Origin of the sequence: Stappia sp. WLB 29 (genome assembly GCF_023507705.1) — a bacterium.
Taxonomy (GTDB): Bacteria; Pseudomonadota; Alphaproteobacteria; order Rhizobiales; family Stappiaceae; genus Stappia.
The window spans coordinates 414973-439700 of record NZ_JALBGD010000002.1 but is presented as its reverse complement, the minus strand read 5'-3'; the positions used below and the strand labels follow the sequence as shown (position 1 = coordinate 439700).

30 protein-coding genes are annotated in these 24728 nt (G+C 68.1%); 14 read left to right on the top strand and 16 right to left on the bottom strand.

The features are described from left to right. Nucleotides 1-13 precede the first annotated feature (13 nt). The 3 genes from MNI96_RS05350 to coxB are packed head-to-tail and all read right to left on the bottom strand — an operon-like array spanning nucleotide 14 to nucleotide 3593. Nucleotides 14-343 (bottom strand): hypothetical protein, encoded by a 330-nt coding sequence (locus MNI96_RS05350; protein WP_249691023.1) that lies wholly within the window; start codon nucleotides 341-343, stop codon nucleotides 14-16. Then, the gene (ctaD, locus tag MNI96_RS05345; protein ID WP_249691021.1) at nucleotides 340-2892 is read right to left on the bottom strand and encodes a cytochrome c oxidase subunit I; all 2553 of its coding nucleotides are present in this window, start codon (nucleotides 2890-2892) and stop codon (nucleotides 340-342) included. The genes MNI96_RS05350 and ctaD overlap by 4 nt, the downstream gene beginning before the upstream one ends. Then, nucleotides 2889-3593 carry a cytochrome c oxidase subunit II gene (gene coxB / locus MNI96_RS05340; protein ID WP_249691020.1) on the bottom strand — a complete coding sequence of 235 codons (705 nt, stop codon included), beginning with the start codon at nucleotides 3591-3593 and terminating at the stop codon, nucleotides 2889-2891. Before coxB ends, ctaD begins: the two co-directional genes overlap by 4 nt. 51 nt (nucleotides 3594-3644) lie before the next feature. On the opposite strand from coxB, the gene MNI96_RS05335 reads away from it, so the two are divergent. Then, nucleotides 3645-4136 carry a DUF2231 domain-containing protein gene (locus tag MNI96_RS05335; RefSeq protein ID WP_502960307.1) on the top strand — a complete coding sequence of 164 codons (492 nt, stop codon included), beginning with the start codon at nucleotides 3645-3647 and terminating at the stop codon, nucleotides 4134-4136. Here the strand turns inward: MNI96_RS05335 and MNI96_RS05330 are convergent. The 4 genes from MNI96_RS05330 to MNI96_RS05315 all read right to left on the bottom strand — a co-directional run bounded on the left by MNI96_RS05330 (nucleotide 4117) and on the right by MNI96_RS05315 (nucleotide 7077). Further along, on the bottom strand, nucleotides 4117-4611 hold the full coding sequence (locus MNI96_RS05330; protein ID WP_249691015.1) for a CopD family protein: 495 nt from the start codon (nucleotides 4609-4611) through the stop codon (nucleotides 4117-4119). The genes MNI96_RS05335 and MNI96_RS05330 overlap by 20 nt on opposite strands. Further along, nucleotides 4611-5339, bottom strand: coding sequence for a cytochrome c oxidase assembly protein (locus tag MNI96_RS05325; protein ID WP_249691013.1), 729 nt, complete (start codon nucleotides 5337-5339; stop codon nucleotides 4611-4613). The genes MNI96_RS05330 and MNI96_RS05325 overlap by 1 nt, the downstream gene beginning before the upstream one ends. Nucleotides 5340-5461: 122 nt before the next feature. Beyond that, nucleotides 5462-5980: a hypothetical protein gene (locus MNI96_RS05320; RefSeq protein ID WP_249691393.1), complete on the bottom strand. Its 519-nt coding sequence runs from the start codon at nucleotides 5978-5980 to the stop codon at nucleotides 5462-5464. Then, on the bottom strand, nucleotides 5977-7077 hold the full coding sequence (locus MNI96_RS05315) for an AI-2E family transporter (RefSeq protein WP_249691011.1): 1101 nt from the start codon (nucleotides 7075-7077) through the stop codon (nucleotides 5977-5979). The genes MNI96_RS05320 and MNI96_RS05315 overlap by 4 nt, the downstream gene beginning before the upstream one ends. Before the next feature lie 227 nt (nucleotides 7078-7304). Between MNI96_RS05315 and MNI96_RS05310 the strand changes: the two genes are divergently transcribed. Continuing rightward, entirely contained in the window at nucleotides 7305-7493 is a 189-nt protein-coding gene (locus MNI96_RS05310; protein ID WP_249691009.1) for a DUF3008 family protein, read from the top strand. Between the two features lie 22 nt (nucleotides 7494-7515). After that, on the top strand, nucleotides 7516-7794 hold the full coding sequence (locus tag MNI96_RS05305) for a BON domain-containing protein (protein ID WP_249691007.1): 279 nt from the start codon (nucleotides 7516-7518) through the stop codon (nucleotides 7792-7794). Between the two features lie 63 nt (nucleotides 7795-7857). On the opposite strand, the gene MNI96_RS05300 is transcribed toward MNI96_RS05305, so the two are convergent. Then, entirely contained in the window at nucleotides 7858-8130 is a 273-nt protein-coding gene (locus MNI96_RS05300; RefSeq protein ID WP_249691005.1) for a hypothetical protein, read from the bottom strand. A gap of 230 nt (nucleotides 8131-8360) precedes the next feature. After that, nucleotides 8361-8666 (bottom strand): hypothetical protein, encoded by a 306-nt coding sequence (locus MNI96_RS05295; RefSeq protein ID WP_249691004.1) that lies wholly within the window; start codon nucleotides 8664-8666, stop codon nucleotides 8361-8363. A gap of 233 nt (nucleotides 8667-8899) precedes the next feature. On the opposite strand from MNI96_RS05295, the gene MNI96_RS05290 reads away from it, so the two are divergent. From MNI96_RS05290 to ligD, 5 genes are all read left to right on the top strand, one after another. Continuing rightward, a complete protein-coding gene (locus MNI96_RS05290) occupies nucleotides 8900-9136 on the top strand; it encodes a metallothionein (RefSeq protein WP_249691001.1) in 237 nt (78 codons plus the stop codon). A gap of 1 nt (nucleotide 9137) precedes the next feature. Then, entirely contained in the window at nucleotides 9138-9770 is a 633-nt protein-coding gene (locus tag MNI96_RS05285; RefSeq protein ID WP_249690999.1) for a flavodoxin family protein, read from the top strand. A gap of 153 nt (nucleotides 9771-9923) precedes the next feature. Further along, nucleotides 9924-11399 (top strand): alpha,alpha-trehalose-phosphate synthase (UDP-forming), encoded by a 1476-nt coding sequence (locus MNI96_RS05280; protein WP_249690997.1) that lies wholly within the window; start codon nucleotides 9924-9926, stop codon nucleotides 11397-11399. 46 nt (nucleotides 11400-11445) lie between these two features. Continuing rightward, a complete protein-coding gene (ku, locus tag MNI96_RS05275) occupies nucleotides 11446-12309 on the top strand; it encodes a non-homologous end joining protein Ku (protein WP_249690995.1) in 864 nt (287 codons plus the stop codon). A gap of 3 nt (nucleotides 12310-12312) precedes the next feature. Further along, nucleotides 12313-14742 (top strand): DNA ligase D, encoded by a 2430-nt coding sequence (gene ligD, locus MNI96_RS05270; protein WP_249690993.1) that lies wholly within the window; start codon nucleotides 12313-12315, stop codon nucleotides 14740-14742. On the opposite strand, the gene ku (MNI96_RS05265) is transcribed toward ligD, so the two are convergent. Next, nucleotides 14739-15587 carry a non-homologous end joining protein Ku gene (gene ku / locus MNI96_RS05265; protein WP_249690991.1) on the bottom strand — a complete coding sequence of 283 codons (849 nt, stop codon included), beginning with the start codon at nucleotides 15585-15587 and terminating at the stop codon, nucleotides 14739-14741. The genes ligD and ku (MNI96_RS05265) overlap by 4 nt on opposite strands. A 138-nt stretch (nucleotides 15588-15725) precedes the next feature. On the opposite strand from ku (MNI96_RS05265), the gene MNI96_RS05260 reads away from it, so the two are divergent. The 4 genes from MNI96_RS05260 to MNI96_RS05245 are packed head-to-tail and all read left to right on the top strand — an operon-like array spanning nucleotide 15726 to nucleotide 16951. Further along, nucleotides 15726-15917 (top strand): hypothetical protein, encoded by a 192-nt coding sequence (locus MNI96_RS05260; protein WP_249690989.1) that lies wholly within the window; start codon nucleotides 15726-15728, stop codon nucleotides 15915-15917. Nucleotides 15918-15941: 24 nt separating this feature from the next. Then, nucleotides 15942-16151 carry a hypothetical protein gene (locus tag MNI96_RS05255; protein WP_249690987.1) on the top strand — a complete coding sequence of 70 codons (210 nt, stop codon included), beginning with the start codon at nucleotides 15942-15944 and terminating at the stop codon, nucleotides 16149-16151. A gap of 36 nt (nucleotides 16152-16187) precedes the next feature. Further along, nucleotides 16188-16715, top strand: coding sequence for a DUF305 domain-containing protein (locus MNI96_RS05250; protein WP_249690985.1), 528 nt, complete (start codon nucleotides 16188-16190; stop codon nucleotides 16713-16715). A gap of 26 nt (nucleotides 16716-16741) precedes the next feature. Beyond that, nucleotides 16742-16951, top strand: coding sequence for a hypothetical protein (locus tag MNI96_RS05245; RefSeq protein WP_249690983.1), 210 nt, complete (start codon nucleotides 16742-16744; stop codon nucleotides 16949-16951). Nucleotides 16952-17001: 50 nt separating this feature from the next. On the opposite strand, the gene MNI96_RS05240 is transcribed toward MNI96_RS05245, so the two are convergent. The 5 genes from MNI96_RS05240 to MNI96_RS05220 all read right to left on the bottom strand — a co-directional run bounded on the left by MNI96_RS05240 (nucleotide 17002) and on the right by MNI96_RS05220 (nucleotide 22443). Next, nucleotides 17002-17529, bottom strand: coding sequence for a hypothetical protein (locus tag MNI96_RS05240; RefSeq protein WP_249690981.1), 528 nt, complete (start codon nucleotides 17527-17529; stop codon nucleotides 17002-17004). A 9-nt stretch (nucleotides 17530-17538) separates the two neighbouring features. After that, a complete protein-coding gene (locus MNI96_RS05235; RefSeq protein WP_249690979.1) occupies nucleotides 17539-18780 on the bottom strand; it encodes a cytochrome c in 1242 nt (413 codons plus the stop codon). After that, nucleotides 18777-20537 carry a GMC family oxidoreductase gene (locus tag MNI96_RS05230; protein ID WP_249690977.1) on the bottom strand — a complete coding sequence of 587 codons (1761 nt, stop codon included), beginning with the start codon at nucleotides 20535-20537 and terminating at the stop codon, nucleotides 18777-18779. Before MNI96_RS05230 ends, MNI96_RS05235 begins: the two co-directional genes overlap by 4 nt. A gap of 23 nt (nucleotides 20538-20560) precedes the next feature. Then, a complete protein-coding gene (locus MNI96_RS05225; RefSeq protein WP_249690975.1) occupies nucleotides 20561-21295 on the bottom strand; it encodes a gluconate 2-dehydrogenase subunit 3 family protein in 735 nt (244 codons plus the stop codon). A gap of 176 nt (nucleotides 21296-21471) precedes the next feature. Further along, on the bottom strand, nucleotides 21472-22443 hold the full coding sequence (locus tag MNI96_RS05220; RefSeq protein ID WP_249690973.1) for a PRC-barrel domain-containing protein: 972 nt from the start codon (nucleotides 22441-22443) through the stop codon (nucleotides 21472-21474). A 213-nt stretch (nucleotides 22444-22656) separates the two neighbouring features. Between MNI96_RS05220 and MNI96_RS05215 the strand changes: the two genes are divergently transcribed. Together MNI96_RS05215 and MNI96_RS05210 are read left to right on the top strand one after the other, a co-directional pair. Continuing rightward, the gene (locus MNI96_RS05215) at nucleotides 22657-23154 is read left to right on the top strand and encodes a YciE/YciF ferroxidase family protein (RefSeq protein WP_249690971.1); all 498 of its coding nucleotides are present in this window, start codon (nucleotides 22657-22659) and stop codon (nucleotides 23152-23154) included. A gap of 196 nt (nucleotides 23155-23350) precedes the next feature. Further along, nucleotides 23351-24325: a lysylphosphatidylglycerol synthase domain-containing protein gene (locus MNI96_RS05210; protein WP_249690969.1), complete on the top strand. Its 975-nt coding sequence runs from the start codon at nucleotides 23351-23353 to the stop codon at nucleotides 24323-24325. 57 nt (nucleotides 24326-24382) lie between these two features. Here MNI96_RS05210 and MNI96_RS05205 read toward each other — a convergent pair whose 3' ends face one another. Continuing rightward, nucleotides 24383-24697: a hypothetical protein gene (locus tag MNI96_RS05205; RefSeq protein WP_158193608.1), complete on the bottom strand. Its 315-nt coding sequence runs from the start codon at nucleotides 24695-24697 to the stop codon at nucleotides 24383-24385. Nucleotides 24698-24728: the final 31 nt, after the last annotated feature.

Below are 24728 nucleotides of genomic sequence, written 5' to 3'. Positions count from 1 at the left end.
GAAGGCCGTCGCCTCACTGGCAGGTGGACAGGAAGAAGACGCCGGCAAAGGAAAAAACGCTGGCGCCGAGCGCCGCGATCGCCGCGAAATAGGCAAGCGGATAGAGAAAACCCCGGTCCTTCCACAACCGCAGCACCACGACCACCGCCGCCCCGGCCGCCAGGTGCACGAGGAAGATCGCAATCAGTTGCAGACGCTGCAGCGACAGGCCGCCGGCCATGTCGAGGGCCACCTCGTGCCAGCCGAAGCGACAGCCGACCGACAGCATGGCGTAGAGCGCGACGAAGGCCACCGCCCAGACCGTGAAGCCGGCCCCGAGAAGCAGGAGGCTGCGCGGCCTCACGAGCCCGCCCCCCCAGATGTCGCCAGCCAGGCGAAGGCGAAAGCGGCACCCAGGCCGATGAGGCCGGTGGCGGCGGCATAGTCGTGCCAGACCCGGCCGATGCGAAGGTCGAGGCTGCGCGCCGCCGATAGGAAACCGGCCCGCAAGCGCCAAAGCCCATAGCCGGCAAGGACCGCGCCGAAGCCGGCCCTGAGACCGCAAAGGGCCAGCAGCACCAGCGCCGTCGCGTTGTGCGCATGCGCTGTCGGCGTTGGCACGCGCGCCGCCATCAGCGCGAACAAAAGCGCCGCCCCGCCATGGGCGAGCGCGCAAAGGACAAGGCCCAAGGCGGGAGAGCGCTCGCGGAGCAGCGAGGCAAGACCGCCCCGCCCGGACAGTGCGGCCAGCACCAGGAGGACGGCGCAAGCGGCGGCAAGCAAGGGATCGGGCATTGCCGGGCGGGCCGGCGGCCATTGCGGCGCGACGAGCCACAGGAACAGCCCGCCGAACAGCAGCGAGGAGAACAGCGTCGCCTCGGCGGCACAGGTGAGCACCATCGCCCACCAGGAGGGAGGCCCCTCGGTCTCCCAATGCGGGCGGGCGGAGGCACCGTTGCCGATGGGAAGCGCTCCCACGTCCTGCCGCGCGCCGGTGGCGCCGGTCCAGGCCAGCAGCGAAACGACGACGGCAAGGAAGGCCGCGAGCGCCAGCCAATAGACCTTGGCGAGCAGGCACAGGACCATGGCGGCGGTGAGGAGCCCGCTCCACAGCGGCAGGAAGGTCTGGCGCGGCAGCACGATCAGCTGGTCCGGCCGACCGCCGACCATGTCGACGCCGAGCGTCTCCATCCAGCCGTTGCGGGTGAAGCCGAGATAGCCGCGCCCGCCGGCGAGCCGTGCGCCCTCCCGTGCGGGCGAGAGCCGGTCGCCCCGCTCCTCGATATGCGGCAGCGAGGCGAAGGCATAAGAGGTCGGGGGCGTCGGCATCGCCCATTCCAGCGTGCGCGCGGCCCAGGGATTGCGCCGGAACCTGCGCCCGAAGCGCATGTGGACCACCAGGTCGACGACGAACAGGGCAAAGCCGATGGTCATGACGAAGGAGCCGACGGAGGACAGGAGGTTGAGCCAGTCGAGCCGCGCCTCGACGGGATAGGTATCGACCCGGCGCGGCATGCCGCGCAGGCCCGTCAGGTGCATGTGGAAGAAGGTCAGGTTGAAGCCGATGAAGATCGCCCAGAACGCGGTTTTCGACAGCCGGTGCTCGGCAAGCCGCCCGGTGAAGTGCGGCAGCCAGTAATAGGCGGCGGCCATCATCGGGAAGACGAAGCCGCCGACCAGCACGTAGTGCAGATGCGCGACGACGAAATGCGTGTCGTGCGCCTGCCAGTTGAACGGCACCATCGCCAGCATGACGCCGGTCAGTCCGCCGACGACGAAGATGAAGAAGAACCCACCGAGATAGAGCATCGGCACGTCGAAGCGCGGCCGCCCCGCCGCCAGCGTCGCGATCCAGGCGAAGATCTGCACCGCGGTGGGAATCGCCACCAGCCCGCTGGCGGCGGAGAAGAAGGCCAGCGCCAGATGCGGAATGCCGACGGTGAACATGTGGTGGACCCACAGGCCGAAGGACAGGAAGGCCATGGCGATCACCGCGACGATGACCGCGCGGTAGCCGACCAGCTCGTGCCGGGCGAAGGTCGGGATCATCATCGAGATCGCCCCGGCTGCCGGCAGGAAGATGATGTAGACCTCCGGATGGCCGAACAGCCAGAACAGGTGCTGCCACAGGAGCGAGTCGCCGCCTCTCGTCGGATCGAAGAACGGCAGATCGGCGGCCCGCTCCAGCTCCAGCAGGATCGAGCCGAGGATCAGCGGCGGAAAGCCGAACAGCATCATCAGGGCGGTGATGAGCAGGTACCACGCCAGGATCGGCATGCGGGCAAGGCTCATGCCCGGCGCACGCACCTTCAACACCGAGACGGTGATCTCGACCGCCGCCGACAGCGCCGAGATCTCCACGAAGGTGATGCCGAGCAGCCAGACATCGGCATTGATGCCGGGCGAGTAGGTCGCGGAGGACAGCGGCGTGTACATGAACCAGCCGCTGTCGGGCGCAACGCCGGCGATCATGGCGAAGAGCAGGATCGTGGCGCCGAAGATGTAGCACCAGAAGCCGTAGGCGGTGAGGCGCGGGAAGGCGAGATCGCGCGCGCCCAGCAGCTTGGGCAAGAGGTAGATCGCGAACCCTTCGAACATCGGGATCGCGAACAGGAACATCATCACCGTGCCGTGCATGGTGAAGAGCTGGCCGTAGATCTCCGGCCCGACGAAAGCCGTGCCGGAGGTGGCGAGCTGCACGCGGATCAGCATGGCGAGCAGTCCGCCGACCCCGAAGAAGAAGAAGGCGGCGAGGATGAACCGCTTGCCGAGGATGGAGTGGTTGACGGCACCGAGCTGCTGCCTGCCGGCCGGCGTGTCCCACAGGGCGGCAAGCTCCCGGTGCAGGCGGATCGGATCGGCGGGGGGCGGTGTGGGGGTCTCTTCCCCCTGCGGCGGCAGGTTCCGGTTCATCGTCCGCCCTCCCCGTCAGCTGCCATGCCCCCTGCCTCATCCGGCGGCAGGCCGACGGCCCGTGCGAAGGCTTCCGGCTCGTGCGCCTCGACGGAAAAGCGCATCGGCGCATGACCGATGCCGCAATATTCGGCGCAGACCCCGCCATAGGTGCCGGGCCGGTCCGCCCTGAGGCGGATGATGTTGGTATGGCCCGGAATGGCGTCGAGCTTGCCGCCGAGACGCGGCACCCAGAAACCGTGGATGACGTCCTCGCTGGTCAGGACGATGTCGACATCGCGCCCGGCCGGCAGGTGGAGAAGGTCGACCGTCTCATGGCCGCCCGGATAGCGGAAGTGCCAGGACCACCGGCGCGCCATGGCCTCGATTCGCAGGGCCTCGTCCTGGCGCACCACCAGAACCCGCTCGCCCAGCGCGAAGGCCGCCGTCACCAGGCCGGCCAGGACGACGAGCGGAACGACGAGCCCGCCCCACAGGATCAGCCGTGTCCCGCCGAAGCGGCGCAGCCAGGCGGGTCGGACGAAGGCCAGCACCAGCACCGCGGCGACGGCGAGGAAAATCGCCGTTCCGGCAACCAGCATGATCCACCACAGCGTGCCGATGCCGCGCGCCGCCGGCCCTTCCGGCTGCAGCGCCGACAGCGGTCCGTCGCAGGCCGACAGGACGAGACCGCCGGCCAGAATCGCGCCGAAGCGGAACAAAACCCTCGTGCCGCGGCTTTTCCTGACAAAGGAAGGGATACAATGAACGAAATGGACGACACGGACAGCCCGGTCATCGAGGCGGTGGCCGACGAGCCCGTCGCCTCCACCGTTGCCGTTGCGGGGCACCCGCTGCATGCCATGAGCGTGCATTTTCCCATCGCCCTGGTCGTCGCGACGCTGGGCTGCGACGTGTTCTACTGGTGGTCGGGCGATCCGTTCTGGCTGCGTGCCGGCCTGTGGTCGGCGGGCATCGCCTTCTTCGCCGGCGTGGGGGCAGGACTTGTCGGAACCGCCGAGCTGCTGCTGGTGTCCGGCATCCGCATCCGCGTGGCGAGCTGGACCCATGCCGTGGCCGCGATGATGCTGATCGCAACCGCCGGCACCAATTGGGGCCTGCGGCTGACCGACCCCGACGCGGTGCTGCCGCAAGGCCTGATGCTGTCGGTGCTGGCCAGCGTCTTCACCGGGCTGGCGGGCTGGCATGGCGGCAAACTCGTGTTCGATCACGGCATCGGCCTCATCATCTCCGAAAAGGACTGAGCGCGCCGGCAAGACGCCGGAGCCCGCCGGGCTCGGACAGGATCGGCGGCAGCAGGTCCGCAAAGTCCGGCTTGGCGAGCACCACGACGAGGATCGCGGCAGCCGTGACCGAGACGGCCGTCGTGGCGATCATCCCTCGCCAGAGCGGATAGGCACTGCCCCGCCGGAACAGCCCGATGATGACGGTCCCGGCAAGGACGTGCAGCGCGACCAGGACCGCGACGAAGGCGAGCTTGAGCTGGAACCACGCATCGAAGGTCTGCCGCAGGAACACCAGCGCGGTGCCGCTGCCGACGGCGACGAAGGCCGCCGGCGAGACGATCGCCACATAGAGGAACCGCACGGTGACGTGCAGCGTGTTGAAGGCGGTCTCGTCACGGACATGAGCGCGGCGCAGATAGAGCCCCGGCAGGCAGACCAGCCCGGCGACCCAGACGGCGATGGCGGCGATGTGCAGCGCCTTGACCCACAACATCAGCGCACGCGCCGCGAGGCGGGCGCCAGCTGCGCCGAGAGCAGCAGGAGCGCGGCCACCAGATAGGGCAGCGAGGCGGGAACCCACATGATCAGGCCCGCGAGCTGCTGGTCCGCCAGCGGCGAGAGGCCGAAAGGCTGCGTGGTGAGCGAATGCGCCGCATAGAGCGGCGTGCGAGCGAAGGTGAGCAGCGCGCCGAGCATGCCCATCTGCACCATGGTCGCAAGCAGGGCGAACAGCGCGGATCCGGGATGTGCGGTCGGCGCGAGCACCCCGCGCCACAGGGCGAAGGCGGCGAAAAGCAGGCTGAGCTGCATGGTCCAGTAGGGCAATGCGCCGACGATGGCGACGTCATAGACCTGCGGCACGTGCCAGAACCACAGCAGCAGCGCGTTGAGCACGGTCAGCACGCCGAGCGGCAAGGCGGGCGCGAGAAGACGGACGCTGCGAAAGGCCAGCGCCAGCAACGGCGCGGCAACGCCGATCAGCAGCGCATGATGGGCGACACGGGCGGAAAACAGCGAAACGGTGAGGGCGCAGAGCGGGGAGAGAAACAGCAGCGCCAGCACGCCGGTGCCGGCGAAGGCCAGCGACCGGCCGTCCCGCCGGCCGGAAGCGGCATGGGCCCCGAGGATCGCCGCGCAGAGCGCGATGGCGACCAAGTCGAAGTTCCAGGCAAAGAGCAGGGTCTGCGGCGCTGGCGCCGGTCCGCAATAGACGTCTGGCATATCGGTTCCCCCTCGCGGTCGAAACCGAAACGCCGTTCCGGCCGGATTGTTCCCGAACCTGCGACGGGCACAGCGAGGAAACGGGCCTGCGAGCCCGTTCCGGTACCCGTCTTGCTACGTCGTCACCCCTTGTCGGGGTCGCCGTTTTCCGGTTTGCCGCCGCGCTTGCCGTGCCGCTCAGCCAGCGCTTGCTCCAGCTGATGCGCAAGATCGAGAAGCCGGTCCGGCACGGGCTCGTTTTCGACGTTTTTCAAAAGGTCGGCGAAATAGCGCCCGCCCAGCGGACTGGGCTGGTGGGGCCGGCGTGTCGTCTTGCCGGCTTTATCGTCGTTGCCAAAGGTCATGTCGGTCCTGCATTCCTGCGCCTCGTTCCCGGCGCCTCGTCCCGCCCCCGCCGCAGCCTTGGCGAGCAAGTCATAATACACCTTGCCCGACCAAGCGGGCCTATCGCCCCGCTCTTTCCAGGCATCTCGTGCATGCTGCGGCGGGCTATCGGTTTCGTCCGGATTGGGCAAGGGATCCTCGTCCGGCAGCCGCCCGGGATCCGGCTCGCGCACGGGCGGCGGCGGAAAGGGCGTCGGCGCCGGTGTCGGCCCCGGCTCGGGACGGGGATTTTCCTGACACGAATTTCGCATGCTCATGGCGCTGTCTCCTGCTGCATAACCTGCGCCGGCCCGGCTTGTTCCCGCCGCACGCGATCTTTTCCCGGCAGCGAGACGGGCTCGCCCAAGACCCGGCCGGTCCAGATCTGCTTGACCACGACCAGGCAGACGACGGCGAGCGGCGTTGCAAGCAGGACCCCCAAGGGTCCGAACAGGACGCCGAAGGCCAGCAGCGCGAACATCGTCACGGCGGGGGGCAACGAGACGGCCTGCTGCTGGATCAGGGGGTTGAGCACATTACCCTCGAACTGCTGGATCCCGAGATAGAGCAGCAGCACCCAGATCGCGGTCGTGGTGTCCACGCCCAGCGCCAGGGCGAGCGCCGGCACCGTGGCAAGGACCGGGCCGAAGAACGGAATGAACTCGAGAAGGCCGGCGATGAAGGCCAGGGCCAGCGACGCCTCAAGGCCGATGACCCACAGGCCGAGAAACGTCAGCGTGCCGACCACCACCATCGAGGCCAGCTGGCCCATCAGCCAGCGCTGCAGCGCGCTGCCCAGCGCATCCATGGTCGCGCCCGCCGCCGGCCGCGCCCGGCGGGGAAACAGCGCGAGCACGCCGCCGCGATACATCCCGGGCCGAAAGCCGATATAGAGCCCGGCCGCCGCAACCAGAAGCACATTGGCAAGGAGCGTGGCGGCCCAGCCGGACAAGCCGGCGATCCGGCTCATCACCGCCCCTTCCGAGACCATGGCCTCCGCCCGCTCGACCAGCCATTCGCCGACATCGCCGCTGCCGAGCCAGGTCTCCACCGGCGCCAACAGTTCCGGCAGACGGTCCCACAGCTCGAGCAGCTGCGCCTGCAGCTGGGCGCCGAGCATGGTGACGAACACGGCCACCGCGACAACCGCCGCCGCTGTGGCGACGACGAAGGACCACCCCTCGCCAAGGCCCGTCGGCCGCGCGAGGAGGTCGGCGAGGCTGCGCAGGACGACAGCGAACAGGATGGCGGCAAAGACCAGGAGCAGCAGGCTGCGCAGCTGCCACAGGGTCAGCGCGGCGACGATGACGAGGCTGACGGCGACCAGCCGCTGGGTGAAGGTGCCGAGGGTGGCAGGTGAGGATTGCACGGTCATCGGCAAGCCGCCCTCCTCCGGTTCGCAGGCCGGTCCCTGGCCCGGTCGTTCGGCGTCCCCGTTCCTGGCAGCCAACTGGCGATGATGGTCATTGCGGCGTCCCCGGTTTGCGATTCTGGTTCGGGAGCACAACTGCCGGGCGCGCCAAATGTTCGCGCAGGACCGGAGGGAACATTCGCAGGCGCCGACAGTTGAAGGGGCTGAGACAACCGGATGGGAGAGAAAAGATGCCCGCAAAATCCAAGTCCCAGCAGAAAGCCGCCGGCGCCGCCCTGTCGGCGAAACGCGGCGAGACCGACAAGAGCGACCTGAAGGGGGCCTCCAGGGAAATGATGGAGTCCATGACCGAGAAGGAACTCGAGGAGCTGGCCTCCACTTCCCGCAAGGGCAAGCCCGAACATGCGTCCAAGTCGTAGGCCCAGGTCACAGGAGGCGGACATGGTTCACAAGGACAGGCGGTTTTTCGGCGAGCCCCCCGAATTTCTTTCCGACCCCTCGCCCGCCGCGGAGCTGGAGGCTCAGGTCGCCTCGGCGCTGGCGAACGACGGCACCGTCGACGCCTCGGACGTGATGGTGACCGCCGATCACGGTGGCATTACGCTGGCCGGGACAGTTGCCAGCACCGAAGAGATCGCCAGATGTTCGCAGATCGCTCTGGAGGTCGGCGGCGTGCGCCGCGTTCGCAATATCATCGGGGTGTGGGGAGCAAAGATATAGGGCAGGCCTTGAAAACCTCGCCCCCTCCGGCAACCCGCCGCCCGCGAACCGAGAAGGCCCGACCTATTCGGTCGCGCCCTCCGGTTCGCGTCTCAACGTCTCGTCCGGCAAGACCGGCGAAGACGGCTCGTAGCGCTCGCCGCCGGTCAGTTCTTCGGTCTGCTCCTCGGGAGCGAGCGCCGCTTCCCGGTAGATGTCGAGCCCCCACCAGGCGAGCAGCGCCAGCACGAGCGACACCACCAGCAGGATCAGGATGCGGGGCGAGCCCGTTCCCTGACGCGCCCTGCCCGGCGCCACTTCGAGCGGTTCGGTTCGTTTGTTCCGGTTCTCGGCCATCCTGTGTCCTTTGCGTTGATGATCATGTGTCGACGGGATCATGACGCTCCCGGTGGGTCGCGGGCAGCGCCGACCTCAGCCGAAGCCGAGGAAGGAAAGAATGGCGACCACGACCACGACGAGGCCGACGATATAAATGATGTTGTGCACGGACTTTCTCCTCGTTGCTGAACTGCCCTCTCAACGCCGCGACCGGCCGGGTTGTTCCATCGAAGCGGCCGCGCATTCGCCTACACCTCGTCGAAACGCCCGCCTTCCCGCGACGGATTGCGGCGGATCACCGCCTCTGCGTCGTCGTCCGGCAGCGCCTCGTCGCTGCGCTGGTACGGGTTGTCGGCCTCCTCGCCGGGCAGCTCGCCATCCGGCTCGGCAAGCGGCAGCTCGGGAAGCGGCCGCCCGTTTGCGTCCGCCGGCACCCGGCCCGTGAAGGGCGCCTCGCCTTCCAGCGCGTCCCAATCCTGCTGTTCCAGCTGCGGCCCCTCCTCGCGCGTTTCCTCTCGTTGCGCCGAACGGTCGGGTTTCTTCAGCGGATCCATTTCGTGTCTCCTCAAGGCTGTTGGCGAAGGAACAGTCCGGCAGGCAGTCACGCGCCGGAACTCTTCCCCCCGTTCAACTTCCCCCGTTCAACCCGGAAAGGGCGGGCAATGTTCCGTCCGCCGGTCTTCCTCGTTTTGGGCTCGTTTCGGCGGATGAGGATTTTTGCAGCTTTCCGGAACCTCGGCGGCTCCTGCCTGTTCGGGAGGCGACAAGACCGGAAAGGAGTCCCCCCATGGGCACATGCCACCAATGCGGAAACGACTACGACAAGTCCTTCGAAGTGACGATGGCGGGCGAAACCTACGTCTTCGACAGCTTCGAATGCGCCATCCAGACGCTCGCGCCGACCTGCGCGCATTGCGGCTGCCGGGTGATCGGCCACGGCGTCGAGCAGGGCGACACGATCTATTGCTGCGCCCATTGCGCAGCCCACGAGGGGGCGACCGAGCTGACGGACAGAGCCCCGTGACATGGCCGACCGCAAGGACCCCGGAAAGCTGACGGCGATCGCCCTCAACGCCACGCTGAAGACCTCCGCCGGCGGCGCCTCGTCCACCCGGAGCATGTTGCAGCTGGTGCTGGACGCGCTGGCCCGCCACGGCGTCGAGGGCGAAATCGTCCGCCTCGCCGACCACGACATCAAGCCCGGCGTCACCTCGGACGAGGGCGAAGGCGATGCCTGGCCGGACCTGCGCCGGCGCATCCTCGCCGCCGACATCCTGATCCTCGGCACGCCGATCTGGCTCGGCCAGCCCTCCAGCGTGTGCAAGCGCGCTCTGGAGCGGATGGACGCGTTCCTGTCGGAAACCGACGACCAGGGACGGATGGTCTCCTATGGCCGCGTGGCGGCGGTCGCCGTGGTCGGCAACGAGGACGGCGCGCATCATGTCTCGGCCGAACTCTACCAGGCGCTCAACGACGTCGGCTTCACCCTGGCGCCCAACGCCGTCGCCTACTGGGTGGGAGAGGCGATGGGGTCGGTCGACTTCCAGGACCTCGAGACCGTCCCGGACAAGGTGACGTCCACCGCCGCCACGCTGGCGCGCAACACCGCCCATCTGGCGCGCCTGCTGAAGGGCAGCGCCTATCCCGGCGAGACCTGAAACGGACCCGGCCGGACCCGGCCTGCGGGCGGAACAAATCGGCCGCCGGCCGCGTTGGTCATACGACCGGACATCCGCCAGCTCAGCAGGAAGCTTCGCGCCATGACCCAATTGTCGAGCCCTCCATCTCCCGTTCCCCCGAGCGACATTCCCGTGGCCCTGGCAGGCACGGCCGCCACGCCGGACGCCTCCGCGCATCTGGAGGAGATCGGCGGCGATGCGGAGACCGGCCGGCTGGTCGTCGTCTCCAACCGCGTCGCCAACCTGCGCAACACCGGCCAGGCCGGCGGCCTGGCGGTGGGGCTCGCCGAAACGCTGAAGGAGCGCGACGGCATCTGGTTCGGCTGGAACGGAGCGCCCGACGGCGTCACCGGGGGCGAGGTGCAGGTGGAGCGGGTCGGCCCGGCCGAGCAGGTGACGGTGCCGCTGTCGCCGAAGGATGTTGCCGGCTACTATCTCGGCTATGCCAACAGCGTTTTGTGGCCGCTCTTCCACTACCGGCTCGACCTCGTGGACTACCGGCCGGCCTTCTACGAGAGCTACCAGCGGGTCAACGAGACCTTCGCGCGGCAACTGATGCCCTTCCTGAAGGACGGCGATCTCGTCTGGGTGCACGACTATCACCTGATCCCGCTCGCCCGCTGCCTGCGCAGGGCCGGTTGCCGCCAGCGGATCGGCTTCTTCCTGCACATCCCCTTCCCCCCGCCCGACATCCTGGTGGCCTCGCCCAACCATGCCGAGCTGGTCGAGGCGCTGCTGGACTACGACGTGATCGGCTTCCAGACCCAGGCGGATGCGGGCAACCTCAAGGCCTATCTCGCCGAGCGCAGCTCGGCCGTGCAGCTGGACGACACCCGGTTCCGCGTCGGAACCCGCACGGTGACGGTCGACCGCTTCCCCATCGGCATCGACGCGCAGGGCTTTGCCGCCATGACCCGCGAGGCGGACGACGAGGTGCAGATCGACCTGATGCGCCGGCAGGTGCTCGGCCGGCGCCAGATCATCGGCGTCGACCGGCTCGACTATTCCAAGGGCCTGCCGGAGCGGCTGAAGGCCTTCGACCGGCTGATGGCGCAGCATCCGGAGCTGGAAAAGTCGGTGACCTACCTGCAGGTCGCCCCGCCGACCCGCGAGAAAGTGGGCGCCTATGGCGACATCCGCGCCGAGTTGGAGGCGCTGGTCGGCGCGATCAACGGCCGGCTCGCCGATTTCAACTGGACGCCGATCCGCTACATCCACCGGAGCGTCGACCGCGCCAAGCTCGCGCCCCTGATGCGCGGCAGCCAGGTCGGCTTCGTCACCCCCTTGCGCGACGGCATGAACCTGGTCGCCAAGGAATACGTGGCGGCGCAGGATCCGGAGAACCCCGGTGTCCTCGTCCTGTCGCGCTTTGCCGGTGCGGCCGAGGAGATGCACGAGGCGCTGCTCGTCAACCCCTACGACACCGACGAGATGGCACGAACGCTCTACCGGGCGCTGACCATGCCCCTGGCCGAACGCCGGCGCCGGCACGAAGCCCTGCTCGACCATGTCATGCGGCACGATGCCCGCGCCTGGCAGGAGGCGTTCCTCGCCGCCCTCAGCGGGGCGACAGGCAGCGCCGCACGCCCGCAGCAGGCGCCGTCGTAAGGCCGAGCGGACCCGAGAGCGGACCAAGAGGGGGAGGAGACAGCGCATGACGGCACGGGCCATCTGGAAAGGGCATCTGAGCGTCGGCGAGCTGTCCTGCGGCGTCGCGCTCTATTCCGCCGCGACCACGTCCGAGCGCATCTCCTTCCACTATGTGAACCGCAGGAGCGGCAACCGCCTGCGCCGGGAGTTCGTCGACGAGGCGACCGGCAAGCCGGTGGAGCGCGACGAGCAGGTCAAGGGCTACGAAACGGCCAAGGACACCTATGTGATGCTGGAGCCGGACGACATTGCCGGCGCAGTGCCGAAGGGCGACAAGACGCTGGAGATCTGCGAGTTCATCGCCTGCGACGACGTCGACACGGTCTATTTCGACAAGCCTTATTTCCTCAAGCCCGCGGACGAGGCGGACGAGGAGGCTTTTGCGCTGATCCGCGAGGGCATGCGCGCCAGGAAGGTCGCAGCGCTGGCCCGGGCGGTGCTGTTCCGGCGGGTTCGCTCCATGCTGATCCGTCCGCGCGGCTGCGGGTTGCTCGGCCATACGCTGCATTTCGATTACGAGGTGCGGGCGGCGGAGGAAGTGTTCGACGACCTCCCCGACGTCACCATCAAGGGCGAGATGCGCTCGCTGGCAAAGCACATCATCGAGACCAAGACCGGCAGTTTCGATCCCGCCGCCTTCGACGACCGCTACGACGCGGCCCTTGCGGAGCTGGTCAAGGCCAAGGCCGAGGGGCGCGAGATCCCGAAGCCCAGGTCAGAAGCCAAGGGCAAGGTGGTCGATCTGATGGAGGCGCTGCGCGAAAGCGCGGCCGCCGCCGACAAGCAGAAGAAGACGGCCGGCCGGAAGAAGCCGGAAAAGAAGAGCGGAGCGAAACGCGCCGCCCCGCAAAGGCGCAAGGCGGGCTGACCCATGTCTCTCGAAACCTATCGCCGCAAACGGGATTTCGCCGCGACGCCGGAGCCCAAAGGAGAGGCGTCCAAGGGAGGCGCGACGCACAGCTTCGTCGTCCAGGAGCATCACGCCCGGCGGCTGCACTACGACCTGCGGCTGGAACTGGGCGGGGTCTACAAGAGCTGGGCGGTCACGCGGGGGCCAAGCCTCGTCGCCGGCGTCAAGCGCCTTGCCGTGGAGGTGGAGGACCACCCGCTGGCCTATGGCAGTTTCGAAGGCACGATCCCGAAGGGCGAATACGGCGCCGGCACGGTGACGATCTGGGACAAGGGCAGCTGGACGCCCGAAGGCGATGCGGAGAAGGGCCTCGCCAAGGGGCATCTGGAATTCACGCTGTCGGGCGACAAGCTGAAAGGCCGGTGGCACTTGGTGCGCATGGCCCGCAAGGGCCGGGAAAAGCGCAACAACTGGCTGCTGATCAAGAGCGAGGACGAACACGCACGGGACGAGGACGAGCCCGATATCCTGGACGAGGACGGCACGGCGGAGACCGCCGACCGGGAAAAACCCGCCGCGCCCCTCAAGGGCTCGAAGAAGGCGAAGTTGCCGGACTTCGTGCCGCCGCAGCTGGCGACGCTGAAACGGCATGCGCCGACGGGCAAGGGCTGGATCCACGAGATCAAGTTCGACGGCTACCGGCTGCAGGCGCGGATCGAGGCCGGCAAGGCGGTGCTGCTGACCCGCAGCGGCCTCGACTGGACGGAGCGGTTCGGGCCCGATGTGGTCGAGGCGCTGGCCGGCCTGCCCGTGCAGCAGGCCGTGCTGGATGGCGAGCTGGTGGTCGAGGCTTCCGGCGGGGCCTCGGATTTTTCCGCGCTGCAGGCCGATCTCAGCGCCGGGCGCACGGACCGTTTCGTCTATGTCGCCTTCGATCTTCTCCATCTCGACGGTCGCGACCTCACCGGCATGCGCCTCGACGCGCGCAAGGCCGCGCTGGAACCGCTGCTGGACAAGGCGCCGGAGGTGCTGCGCTACAGCGAGCATTTCGAGGAAGACGGCGAGATGGTGCTGCGCCATGCCTGCCGGCTGAGCCTGGAAGGCGTCATCTCCAAGCGCGCCTCCGGCAGCTATCGCTCCGGCCGCAGCAAGGACTGGATCAAGTCGAAATGCGGCGAGCGGCAGGAAATGGTGATCGCCGGCTATGTGCCCTCCTCCGTGTCGGACGAGGCCATCGGCTCGCTGGTGCTCGGCGTCCATGCGGACGGCAAGCTGCGCCATGCCGGGCGGGTCGGCACCGGCTTTTCCCGGGCGGTGGCCGAGGATCTCTACCAGCGGCTGCATGCGATCGAGCGCAAGACCTCGCCCTTTGCCGGGCGGCTCGACGCCACCGCCCGGCGCGGTGTCCGCTTCGTCAAGCCGGAGCTGGTCGCCGAGGTCGAGTTCCGCACGTGGACGGCGGACCGGCGCGTGCGCCATGCCTCCTTCCGGGGCCTGCGCGAGGACAAACCCGCGCGCGACGTCACCCGCGAGGCGCCGGCGGGCAAGGACGATCCCCCGGCGCAGCCGCGACCGAGCGTCAGGCTGACCCATCCCGACCGGGTCTACTGGGCCGATGCCGGCGTGACCAAGGAAGGGCTTGCCGACTATTACACGCAAGTCTGGCGCTTCATGGCGCCGCTGGTCGTCTCGCGGCCGCTCGCCCTGCTGCGCTGTCCGCGCGGAACGGCGCAGAAATGCTTCTTCCAGAAACATGCCTGGAAAGGCATGAACGGCGAGATCCTGACCCGGCAGGACCCGCTCGGCGACGAGGGCGACAGCCTGATCGCCATCGACTCGCTGGACGGGCTGATCGGCCTCGTCCAGGGCGCGGCGCTGGAGATCCATCCCTGGCAGGCCTCGCTGGACGATCTGGAGCGGCCCGACCAGATGGTGATCGACCTCGATCCGGGCGATGGCGTCGACTGGCCGGTGATGCTGGACGCCGCCCGCCAGGTGCGGGACCGGCTGCAGGATGCGGGGCTCGTGCCCTTCGTCAAGACGACCGGCGGAAAGGGCCTGCATGTGGTCGCGCCCTTGAAGCCGAAGGCGGGCTGGGACGAGGTGAAGGGCTTTGCCCGCGACATTGCCGATGCGATGGAGGCGGACGATCCGGAGCTTTTCATCGCCAGGTCGACCAAGGCGGCACGCAAGGGGCGGATCTTCGTCGACTACCTGCGCAACGGGCGCAACAACACCGCCATCGCCCCCTATTCGTCCCGCGCCCGCGACGGCGCGACCGTCGCCATGCCCTTGGCGTGGGACGAGCTCGACCCGTCCATCGGCTCAGGCCATTTCACAGTGGTCAACGCCATGGCCCGGCTCGACAGCCTGGCCGAGGACCCCTGGGCGGATTTCCGCAAGGCGGAAGCAGTGCTGAACCCGAAGGCGGGCAAAAAACGCAAAGGCTAGCGGCGGGATTTGCCGGTTGACTTCTTGTCCGAAGCCTTTTCCGCCGCAACGCTCTTGCGCAGGGCGTCCATGATCGACACCACGTTGCCGGACGCCTCGTCGGAGGCTTCGCTCTCGGCCTGCTTCGCCGACCGGCGGGGAGCCTTCGGCTTCTGCTTGCGCTTCTTCACCGCGATGATCGCCTTGAGGCGCTTCTGCACCGGATCCTTGACCATCTCGCCGGACCACTCGGCCGTACGCTCCTCGATCAGCTTGCCGATCAGCTTCAGCGCCTTCGGCTCGGGCCGCGACGTGTCGATGTCGGCGAAATAGTCCTCCGCCTCGCGGACCTCGTCGCCGTAGCGCAGGGTCCACACGACGATGCCCTTGCCGCGCGGCTCCAGCGTCACCGCCCGCTCGCGGCGATAGAGCACCAGCCGGGCGATGCCGACCGTGCCGGTGGCGGCCATCGCCTCGCGGATGACGGCGAAGGCCTCCCCGGCGATCTTGTCGTCCGGCGTCAGGTAATGGGCGTCGTCGAGATAGATCCAGCCGATATCCTCGCGCGGGACGAAGGTCTCGATGTCGATCATGCGGGTGCTCTCGAGCGCCACCGCGTCGAGCTCCTCGTCCTCCATCACGATCAGCTTGTCCTCGGAGATGGGATAGCCGCGCCGCTGGTCCTGCTCGCGCACCGGCTTGCCGGTCTTCTCGTCGACATAGCGGCTCTCGACCCGGTTGCCGGTGGCGCGGTTCAGCGTGTGGAAGCGGATCTTCTTGCCCGTGGTGGTGGCCGGCATCATCGCCACCCGGCAGGTGACGAGCGAAAGCCGCAGATAGCCCTTCCAGAAGCTGCGCGGTGCCATGCCGTTCTTCCCTCCCCCTTTGCCAAGACAGACCAAAGCAACCGAACGCGCCGAAGCGGGTCCGTGTTCCCTCCGGCACTTTTCCCGGGAACAGGCGGGCCGCTGCGGTGTTGGGGGGAAGAACAGGAGGGCCGACCCATGTGGAACCGACTGCAAGGCCTGATGGCCGAACTGCTGCCCGGCTGGGCCCGCGACTACGCCCTGCACCGCCAGCGCCGGCGCACGCTCCGCGATGCCGCCTACCCGGCTGCCGACGAGGCGACGGCCACGCGCCCTGCCCCGACGGCAGCACGGGCAGAGGATCGTCCGGAGGATGGTCGCGGAACATAAGCCCGCCGGATCGGTTCGTCCTGCATGACCCGGCTCAACCGATTTCTCCTCGTCAACCTGACGACCGGCCTCCTTGCCGGATGCGCCGTTGCTGTCGGCTATCTCCAGTCGGTCGGTGAGCTGGACCTTTTCACCCGCGAACCGCTGGCCGCAGCGATGGTGCTGTGGGGCTTCGCCGCCAGCACCGGCATCGGCGCCATCGGCACCGGGCTATGCCTGCTGGGGCAGGAGTGAGCCGGCGCCGGCACGCACAACCTTCAGGGAGCACGCATGTCCTATCGCCGGTTTCTTGCAATGATCGCCACGTCGACGGTGGTCATGTTCGTCCTGATGTACCTGAACACCTACGCGCTCGACCACATCGCCTACAGCCAGACGCGCACCTGGATGGCCCTGCTGATGGGCGCGGTGATGGCCGTAGTGATGATGGGCTTCATGTGGCCGATGTATCCGCGCAAGCAGCTCAACGCCGCGATCCTGGTCCTTGCCGCCGGCGTCTTCGCGCTGTCGCTCTGGCTGGTCCGCAGCCAGGCGACGGTCGACGACGTCAGCTACATGAAGGCGATGATCCCTCACCATTCCATCGCCATCCTGACCAGCGAGCGCGCCAATATCCGCGACCCGCGGGTGCGCCGGCTGGCGGACGAGATCATCGAGGCGCAGGTGCGCGAGATCGGCGAGATGCGCGAACTGATCGAGCGCCTGGAAGCCGATCCGCCTGCCGACGACGCACCGGTGCTGCCGTCCTATCGCGCATTGGGGCGCGAGGCGCCGGCCGGCGGTCAGGGCGCGGACTGACGCGAAGAGCAAGACAGGAGAACGCCATGAGCCCCGACCGCAAGCCGCGTCAGGAAGCAGCAGAAGAAAAAATCTCCGGCCGACCGCACACGAGCGAGACGGAGGCCCCGACGATCTCGGCCGAGGACGCGCGCCAGGGCGAGATCATCCTGCGCACGCGCCGCAGGCGCATCATCTTCCTCTCCGGACTTGTCGGCTTCGTCGTGCTTGTCCTCGTCATGAGGATCCTCGCGTGACCGGCGGGCGGAGCCTGAAGCCCGCCGGTCCACATCAATACCGGCCCGCGTCAATAGACGAGGCCGGCTTCCTTGCAGGCCTGCAAGGTGACGGAGGCCAGATCGTCGCCTGTGCCGGCATCGCCCGCTCCGTCTCCGCTTTCGCCCGAGTCTGCCGACCTGCCGGGCGGGCGGGTGCCGCTGCCGCCCCCTTCCCCGGACGCAGCGCTTCCCTCGCCGGACGAGGCGAGCGCATCGACCGACAGCGACAGGGCACCCCGGTCGGCGGGCACCTCTGCCGGTGCTTCTTCTGAAGACGGGTCTTCCGGGGACGCGGCCTGCCGCATCTGCTCGCCGGCAGGTGCCGCCGGCGACGCCACGGGATTTTCCGAACCGCGGGTAAAGCCTGCCGCCTGCTGCGCATCCGGTGCGTCCGCAGCAAGGGAGGCGCAGCGCTCGATGGCCGCGCGGATCTGGCCGCGATCCGCGGTGTCGATTTCATGCTCGCCGAGATAGAGCGTCTGCGCCGCCGCGGGGGCGGCCAGCAGCAGGGCGAGAGCGGACGCGCAAAGCGCCGGGACGGGGAACTGCCGGATCATCGCATGTCCTCATTTCTCCTGGAGATGGGCGCGCATGTCCTCGACCTCGCCGGCCGAGACGGGTCCGGCCTTGCGATCGGAGGCCGCGCGCAGATAGGTGACGACATCGGCCACCTGCTGGTCGGTCAGTTTCCAGGCGAAAGGCGGCATCGCGATCTGGCTGGGCACCGCCTCCGTCTGTTGCGCCCGCGCGCCGCCGAGGATGATGCGGATGGCCGTGGAAGGATCCTCGGCCGTCACCTTGTTGGAGCTGTCCAGCGGGGCGAAGATGTAGGGAACGCCCGAGCGGTCGGCCGAGTGGCAAGCCGCGCAATTGTCGAAATAGATCGCCTCGCCGGTCTCGAAACGCGCCTGCGACGGGGTCTCGGCCTCCTCGCGCGGGGCGTCGTCGAGGCTCTTGAGATAGACCGCGATCGCCATCAGGTCCTCGTCCCGCAGATGCTGGGTGGACAGGCCGACGACCTCGCCCATGCGCTGCATCGGCGCGGTGTGGCGCGAGCGGCCCTCGCCGAGGAAGCGGACGATGTCCTCCGCCTCCCAGTCGGCAAGGCCGCCGTTGACGCCGCCGCGAATGTTGGGGGCGTACCAGTTGTCGAGGGTTCCCCCGCGCAGGTATTCGTCCTCCTTGTCGGCGCCCAGCAGGTTCTTGCCCGTGTGGCAGGCGCCGCAATGGGCCAGCGCATCGACGAGGTAGCGGCCGCGGTTCCATTCCTCCGACTGGTCCGGATCAACCGCGAAGCCCTCCTTGTCGAAGAACAGCAGCTTCCAGCCAGCCACCGACATGCGGATGCTGAGCGGGAAGGGCAGCGCGTTCTCCGGAATCTCCGCCGTCACCGGTTCCAGCGTGCGCAGATAGGCGAAGATCGCATCCGCGTCCTCCCGGGACATCTTGGTGAAATGCGGATAGGGCATGGCCGGATAGAGATGCGACCCGTCCCGGCTGATCCCCTCGTTGAGCGCACGGTAGAACTCGTCGCGGCTCCAGCGGCCGAGGCCCGTCGCCTCGTCCGGCGTCAGATTGCTCGAATAGATCGTGCCGAACGGCGTTTCCAGCCCGCGCCCGCCGGCATAGCGTTTGCCGCCCTCCTCGATATCGGTGTGGCAGGCGACGCAGTCGCTGGCGGTCGCAAGGTAGCGGCCGCGCTCCACCTGCGAGAAGGAGAGTTCCTGCGCCAGTGCCGCAGGAGCGATTCCGAGGCCCAGCGCGCCGGCGAAGGTGCCCGCCAGCAAGGCATTGCGAAGCCGGCTCATGGGCGCACCAGGGGGCCGGGATCCGGCAGATATTGATTGATGATGGCATCGACCGACCAATAGGCGAGCGCCCCCACCGTACCGGTCGGGTTGTAGCCGGCGTTTTGCGGGAAGAGCCCGGCGCCGGTTACGAACAGGTTCGGCAGGTCCCAGCTCTGGCCGTAGCGGTTGACGACGCTGCTTGCCGGATCGGTCCCCATGATGGTGCCTCCCGTGTTGTGCGTGGTCTGATAGGGCTTGCTGTCGTAGGAACCGCGGCGGGCGTTGACCTTCACATGCGCGCCGCCCATGCCGCGGGCGATCTCCTCGGCAACCGGCGTCAGGTGCTCGGTGAGCCGCCGGTCGTTGAGCGTGAAATCGTAGGTCATCCGCAGAAGCGGGCGGCCCCATACATCCTTGTAGGTCGGGTCGAGATCGAGATAGTTGCTGCGATGGGCCATCGAGGCACCATGCACGCCGACGCTGGTGGTCTTCAGGAAGTTCTCCCTCACCGCCTTCTTCCAGGCCGAGCCCCAGCGCGGCACGTCCTCCGGCACCGGATGGCTCTCGATCGGCCGGGCATTGGTGGTGCCGCAGGCGATATAGCCGCCGCCGATGAAGCCGAGTCCGGAATGGTCGAAATTGTCGCCGTTGTAGTCGTCGACGACCATGCCGAGCGCGCCCGCGCCGACGAAGCCGTTGGTGTATTCGTCCTCGAAGAACACCGTCGCCGAGGACATGACCTGGTAACAGTAGTTCTTGCCGACGACGCCTTCGCCGGTGCGCGGGTCGTAGGGCGCGCCGATCTCCGACAGCAGCAGCAAACGCGTGTTCTGCAGCGGATAGGCGCACAGGATGACGATGTCGGCCGGCTGGAACCAGACCTCGCCGCTGGTGTCCACATAGGTGACGCCGGTCGCGTGCTTGCCGTCGGGGGTCTTTTCCACCGACAGCACCTCGGAATTGGTCCGCAGGCCGAAATTCGGCCGGCGCATCAGGACCGGGATGATCGTCGTCTGCGGCGAGGCCTTGGAATAGTTGCCGCAGCCGTGCTTTTCGCAAAAGCCGCAATAGGTGCAGGGCGCCATCTGCAACCCCAGCGGATTGACATAGGCGCGCGACATGTTGGCGGACGGGACGGGAAAGGGATTGAGCCCCAGAGCCCGGGCGGAGGCCGCGAAACGATCCTGCGAGAAGGTCATGCGCATCGGCGGGTTGGGATACTGGTCGCTGCGCATGCCCTCGAAAGGATTACCGCCCTCGATGGTCTCGCCGTTGACGTTGCCGGCCTGGCCGCAGATGCCGCAGATCTTCTCGAAATAGTCGAAATGCGGCTCCAGCTCCTCGTAGGTGACGCCGTAGTCCTGCACCGTCATGTCCGCGGGCAGCGGACCGTAGCGCTCCTCGTTGTGGCTGCGCGCGACGAAGTCGGAGGGAAGAAAGCGATAGGTCTGGCCGTTCCAGTGGACGCCGGCCCCGCCGACGCCGTTGCCGGGCAGGAACGAGCCCCAGCGCCGCATCGGCAGCGCCGTCTGGGCGCTGTTGTTGCGGAAGGTCAGGGTGTCCTGCGAGGCCTCCTGGAACATGCCGTGCCGCCAGTAGTAGCGCAGCTCGTCCTGCGCGAAGGTGGTGGCGAAGTCGGACGGCGTGTCGCGCCAGGGCCCGCGCTCCAGCGCCAGCACGTCGAGGCCGGCGGCCGTGAGCTTTTCGGCGAAGATCGCCCCGGTCCAGCCGAATCCGACCAGAACCACGTCGACGCGCGGAAGGTGCTTGGTCATGGGTCTCCCTCTGGCTGTTTCGGTCAGGGCTGCGACCAGCCCGGACGCCCTTGCAGGCTGACGGGCTCGAGCGGAATGGCGGCGCCGTTGTGGCCGACGAAGTCGCGATAGTCGTAGCGGGTGCCGGGAAAGCCGACATAGCGCCAGCCGACCATGTCGCGGTTGCCGCCATAGAGCGGGTCGGCGAAGAAGCCCTCGACGGTGTTTTCCAGGACGAGGTCGAAGAAGGTCTTGGCGGACACGCGCTCGAACGCGATCTCGCCCTCGTCGAGCCCGGTGAGGACCGCGTCCTGGTCCTCCTCGGACAGTTCGGCGAAGGCGCCGCCGCGCTGCGACCGGCAGTAATCGTCGAGCTCGGCAAGGGCGAGGCGATAGAGCATCGCCGGCGGATGTTCGCTCTGGTAGCCCTGCGTCGACGTGCCTTCCGCGAACGGCCCCTGCATGTACCAGTGCTGGGCGCGGCCGTAGAAGCCGGCCATCTGTCGGTCGATGAAGGTGACGACATCAGCCTCGGTTGCGCCCGGCCCGTCCTCGTCGCTGGGGATCAGCCTTGCGCAGATCGCGGCGACCGCCAGCCGCTCGTCACGGCTGAAGAAGCGGTCCGCGCCGGTGCCGTAATAGGGGACCTCCCCCGACATCGGCGACCAGGGCATGCCCGCCCCGCGCCCGTATTCGGCGGCGAGCACGCGCGAAGCCGCAAGGGCCGTGCCCGCCATCAACATCAGTCTCAGCGTCTGTCGCCGCGTGTAATGCGTCACGGATGCCCTCCAGGTTGCTGCCCTGTCCGAACAGACCGGGCCACCGGATGTTCCTCGCCTCCCTGCATTTTTTGCCAAGCCCTGTTCTGCGGCGATCGGGCGCGGGCACAAAACGGCAAGGGCCGCGACGTTGCTGCCGCGGCCCCGAACCCTTCGCAATGCTGCATCCTGCCCGGTCAGCGCGCGTCCATGCCCGACCAGAATTCGTCGACCGGCCCACGGGCGTCCTGCCTCATCTCGGAATTGCGGAACTCGTCGGGCTCGATGGTCGGCGCCTGTTCCAGTTCCTCCTGGCTGAGCGTCAGCACGATGGTCTCGAGGCCCGGCGTCGCATGCAGGCGCTCCCAGGGAACCGCCACATATTCCTCGCCGAGACCCAGGAAGCCGCCGCGCGCGACCAGAATGTAGGACACGGTGCCGGATGCCGGGTCGAGGATCACGTCATGCACGCTGCCGAGATTCTCGTCCTCGACATTGCGCACGTCGGTGCCGGTCAGGTTGTCGATGCGGTAGGACTGCATGCCTTCGACCTGATCGATCGGCTGCGCGAGAGCGAGCTGTTCCTGGCGCCAGTCGGTCACGGCTCCCGGCTCGACGCCGGCCGAGGTGAGCTGGCTCGTGTAGTCGTCGTAGACCGCATCGAGCTGGCCGGCGACATAGTCGCAGCCTTCCTGCTCGCCGCGTTGGGACAGGATATGGGCGGCGAAGTAGAGCGTGCGGATCTGCTCGCGCGGCGAATAGGCGCCTTCCACCGTGCCGCGCGGATCGCCGGCCATAGGCTCGCGCACCCCCGTGGGCGAAGCCGGCGTCTCGGCGCCCGGACGCGCGGCGCCGTCCGGGGCGGCGGTGGGCGTGCCGACCGGTTGCGTGCCGTAACCGGCGCCCCAGCCCGTCAGCCAGAACTGATCCTCGCGCATGCGCTCGGCCGACTGTTCAAGGCGCGCCTGGCACTGGCTCGCCATCTGGGCAGTCGCCTGCCGGCCGGCGGCATTCTGACCAGTGGCGTTCTGCCCCTGGCCCTGCTGGCGCATCTGCTGCTCCTGACCTGCCGGCGCAGCGCCCTGCTGGGCGAGCGCTGCATGAGGCAGCAGCGACAGCGCGGTGGCGGCGAGCAGCACGCCGGCGGTCTTGGTTGCGTAGCGGGTCATTCGTTACCTCCTTGGTGTGGCTTTTCCCGGCGCACGGCATCGCCGCGCCTCCCGGTCTGCCCTGCCAACACCTGTCTCCTGCGGATGTTCCGTTTCGCCCCGCCGGTTCCTTGCAGCCGCAGATGCACTGGGCACGGAGGGAACAAACATCGCGGCGAGACGTTCGCACACCGCACCGCCCGGCGGTGACCAACTCACGAAAGGGACATTGACATGGCCAAGGAAAAGACCCTCGAAGACCTGTTCCACGACACCCTCAAGGACATCTACTACGCCGAGCGCAAGATCCTGAAGACGCTGCCGAAGATGCAGCGCGCGGCGCAGTCCGAAGATCTGAAGAAGGCCTTCGAGAAGCACCGCGAGGAGACCGAAGGTCACGTCGAGCGCCTGCAGCAGGTGTTCGAGATCCTCGGCAAGGCCCCGCGCGGCAAGACCTGCGATGCGATCGAAGGCATCATCGCGGAAGGCGAGGAGATCATCGACGAGTTCAAGGGCACCCCTGCCCTGGATGCCGGCCTGATTTCGTCCGCGCAGGCGGTCGAGCACTACGAGATCACCCGCTACGGCACGCTGCACCGCTGGGCCAACGAGCTGGGCCTCAAGGATGCGGCCAAGCTGCTCCAGGACACCTTGAAGGAAGAGGCGAAGACCGACGAGAACCTGACCAAGCTCGCCGACGCTTCGGCCAACCAGCGCGCCAAGGCGGCCTGACCGTCCCCGGACCTGCCGGTCATCGGCCCGGCGGGCATGTGATCGGCTCGCCGGCGGGACATGCGGCTTTTCCCCTTCGCCATCCGGGGAGGGGAAAAGATGCGCAAGGGGCGCGCGGCAGGGCCGCCGCCCCGCTCGCGCCGGGCCGGATCGGGTCGGGTCGAGTTGACGGGGGCCCGGCCAGAAAGAGAGACGAATGTCGTTCTACAAGTTGCTTCTTCGGCTCGTGATCGTCGTGGCGATCGGCATCGCGACCTATCTGCTCTACCGGACGCTGAGCCAATATTCGCTCGACGAGATCCTGGAGTCCGTCCGTACCATTCCGGCCACGTATCTTGCCCGCGCCTTCGCCTTTGCCGCAGCGTCCTATCTTTGCCTCACCTTTTTCGACTGGCTGGCCGTCCGCTATGCCGGCAAGCCGCTCGCCTGGCACCGCACGGCGCTCGCCTCCTTCACCGCCCTGTCCATCGGCCACAATGTCGGGGTCGCGGCCCTGTCCAGCGGCGCCATCCGCTACCGCTTCTATGCGCGCTGGGGCCTCGGTGTCGGGGATGTCGCCAAGGTGATCCTGTTCTGCGGCATCACCGTGGGACTGGGACTGGCGACGATGGGCGGCATCGCCCTCCTGCTCTATCCCTCGACCGCCGAAGGGCTGATGGGCGTCGACGGGCCGGAGTTGAAGGGCATGGCGATCGTCTGCCTCTCCCTGCCGGTCGCCTATGTCGTGCTGTCCGCCGTCATGCGGAGGGAACTGACGCTGCACAAATGGTCGGTGAAACTGCCGCCCCTGCCGCTCGCCCTCGGCCAGGTCGCGGCGGGCACGGCCAACTATGCCTGCGTCGCCGCCTGCCTGCACCAGCTGCTCGCGGCAACGTCGGAGGTGAACTATCTCGAGGTGGCGGCGATCTATGTGATCGGCATCCTCGCCTCCCTGATCAGCCACGTACCGGGCGGCTTGGGCGTGCTGGAGGCGACCGTGCTCTATCTGCAGCCCGGCGCGGAAGCCGTCGGCGCGCTGCTCGTATTCCGCCTGGTGTATTTCCTGGTGCCGCTGGCGCTCGGCCTGCCGACCCTGTTGGCGAGCGAGTATTTCCTGCGCCCGGCAGGCAAGCGGCAGCAGCGCGCGAAGACGCCGTCCGGGGCGACCTCCGCCGCCGACGGCCGTCCCTGATCCGCAGTTTCGAAACGCAAGAGATCGGGCCGGCGCGAGCGGCCGGCCCGGCTCCAATCACATCGCGTTGAGACGCAGCGCGATCTTGTTCAGCGCCTCGACCTTCGCTTCGGCGGAGCCGCCCGCATAGGCGGTCTCGAGCGTCTGCAGCAGATCACGGAACTGCTCCAGCGCCTGGCCGGCGACGTCGAGCGTCAGCGGCTGGTCGTCATAGGCATCGACGAAAGCCTGGGCCGCGCGCGACACCAGCAGCCAGGCGACAGCATGCTCCGGCTCGCCGGCGATGCGGGCACGGGCCTCGCGCGCGCACGCCTCGAAGCTCCGCACGCTCGCGCTGTGCTCGGTCAGACCATTCGCAACCTCAATGAACATCACGCTCTCCCTTGAAGAAGATTTTTTCGCC

Coding starts and splice junctions, on each gene's coding strand:
- ctaD (WP_249691021.1), bottom strand. CDS start 2,892: ATGAACCGGAACCTGCCGCCGCAGGGGGAAGAGACCCCCACACCGCCC.
- MNI96_RS05335 (WP_502960307.1), top strand. CDS start 3,645: ATGGACGACACGGACAGCCCGGTCATCGAGGCGGTGGCCGACGAGCCC.
- MNI96_RS05330 (WP_249691015.1), bottom strand. CDS start 4,611: ATGTTGTGGGTCAAGGCGCTGCACATCGCCGCCATCGCCGTCTGGGTC.
- MNI96_RS05325 (WP_249691013.1), bottom strand. CDS start 5,339: ATGCCAGACGTCTATTGCGGACCGGCGCCAGCGCCGCAGACCCTGCTC.
- MNI96_RS05320 (WP_249691393.1), bottom strand. CDS start 5,980: ATGAGCATGCGAAATTCGTGTCAGGAAAATCCCCGTCCCGAGCCGGGG.
- MNI96_RS05315 (WP_249691011.1), bottom strand. CDS start 7,077: ATGACCGTGCAATCCTCACCTGCCACCCTCGGCACCTTCACCCAGCGG.
- MNI96_RS05310 (WP_249691009.1), top strand. CDS start 7,305: ATGCCCGCAAAATCCAAGTCCCAGCAGAAAGCCGCCGGCGCCGCCCTG.
- MNI96_RS05305 (WP_249691007.1), top strand. CDS start 7,516: ATGGTTCACAAGGACAGGCGGTTTTTCGGCGAGCCCCCCGAATTTCTT.
- MNI96_RS05300 (WP_249691005.1), bottom strand. CDS start 8,130: ATGGCCGAGAACCGGAACAAACGAACCGAACCGCTCGAAGTGGCGCCG.
- MNI96_RS05295 (WP_249691004.1), bottom strand. CDS start 8,666: ATGGATCCGCTGAAGAAACCCGACCGTTCGGCGCAACGAGAGGAAACG.
- MNI96_RS05290 (WP_249691001.1), top strand. CDS start 8,900: ATGGGCACATGCCACCAATGCGGAAACGACTACGACAAGTCCTTCGAA.
- MNI96_RS05285 (WP_249690999.1), top strand. CDS start 9,138: ATGGCCGACCGCAAGGACCCCGGAAAGCTGACGGCGATCGCCCTCAAC.
- ku (WP_249690995.1), top strand. CDS start 11,446: ATGACGGCACGGGCCATCTGGAAAGGGCATCTGAGCGTCGGCGAGCTG.
- ligD (WP_249690993.1), top strand. CDS start 12,313: ATGTCTCTCGAAACCTATCGCCGCAAACGGGATTTCGCCGCGACGCCG.
- ku (WP_249690991.1), bottom strand. CDS start 15,587: ATGGCACCGCGCAGCTTCTGGAAGGGCTATCTGCGGCTTTCGCTCGTC.
- MNI96_RS05260 (WP_249690989.1), top strand. CDS start 15,726: ATGTGGAACCGACTGCAAGGCCTGATGGCCGAACTGCTGCCCGGCTGG.
- MNI96_RS05255 (WP_249690987.1), top strand. CDS start 15,942: ATGACCCGGCTCAACCGATTTCTCCTCGTCAACCTGACGACCGGCCTC.
- MNI96_RS05250 (WP_249690985.1), top strand. CDS start 16,188: ATGTCCTATCGCCGGTTTCTTGCAATGATCGCCACGTCGACGGTGGTC.
- MNI96_RS05245 (WP_249690983.1), top strand. CDS start 16,742: ATGAGCCCCGACCGCAAGCCGCGTCAGGAAGCAGCAGAAGAAAAAATC.
- MNI96_RS05240 (WP_249690981.1), bottom strand. CDS start 17,529: ATGATCCGGCAGTTCCCCGTCCCGGCGCTTTGCGCGTCCGCTCTCGCC.
- MNI96_RS05235 (WP_249690979.1), bottom strand. CDS start 18,780: ATGAGCCGGCTTCGCAATGCCTTGCTGGCGGGCACCTTCGCCGGCGCG.
- MNI96_RS05230 (WP_249690977.1), bottom strand. CDS start 20,537: ATGACCAAGCACCTTCCGCGCGTCGACGTGGTTCTGGTCGGATTCGGC.
- MNI96_RS05220 (WP_249690973.1), bottom strand. CDS start 22,443: ATGACCCGCTACGCAACCAAGACCGCCGGCGTGCTGCTCGCCGCCACC.
- MNI96_RS05215 (WP_249690971.1), top strand. CDS start 22,657: ATGGCCAAGGAAAAGACCCTCGAAGACCTGTTCCACGACACCCTCAAG.
- MNI96_RS05210 (WP_249690969.1), top strand. CDS start 23,351: ATGTCGTTCTACAAGTTGCTTCTTCGGCTCGTGATCGTCGTGGCGATC.
- MNI96_RS05205 (WP_158193608.1), bottom strand. CDS start 24,697: ATGTTCATTGAGGTTGCGAATGGTCTGACCGAGCACAGCGCGAGCGTG.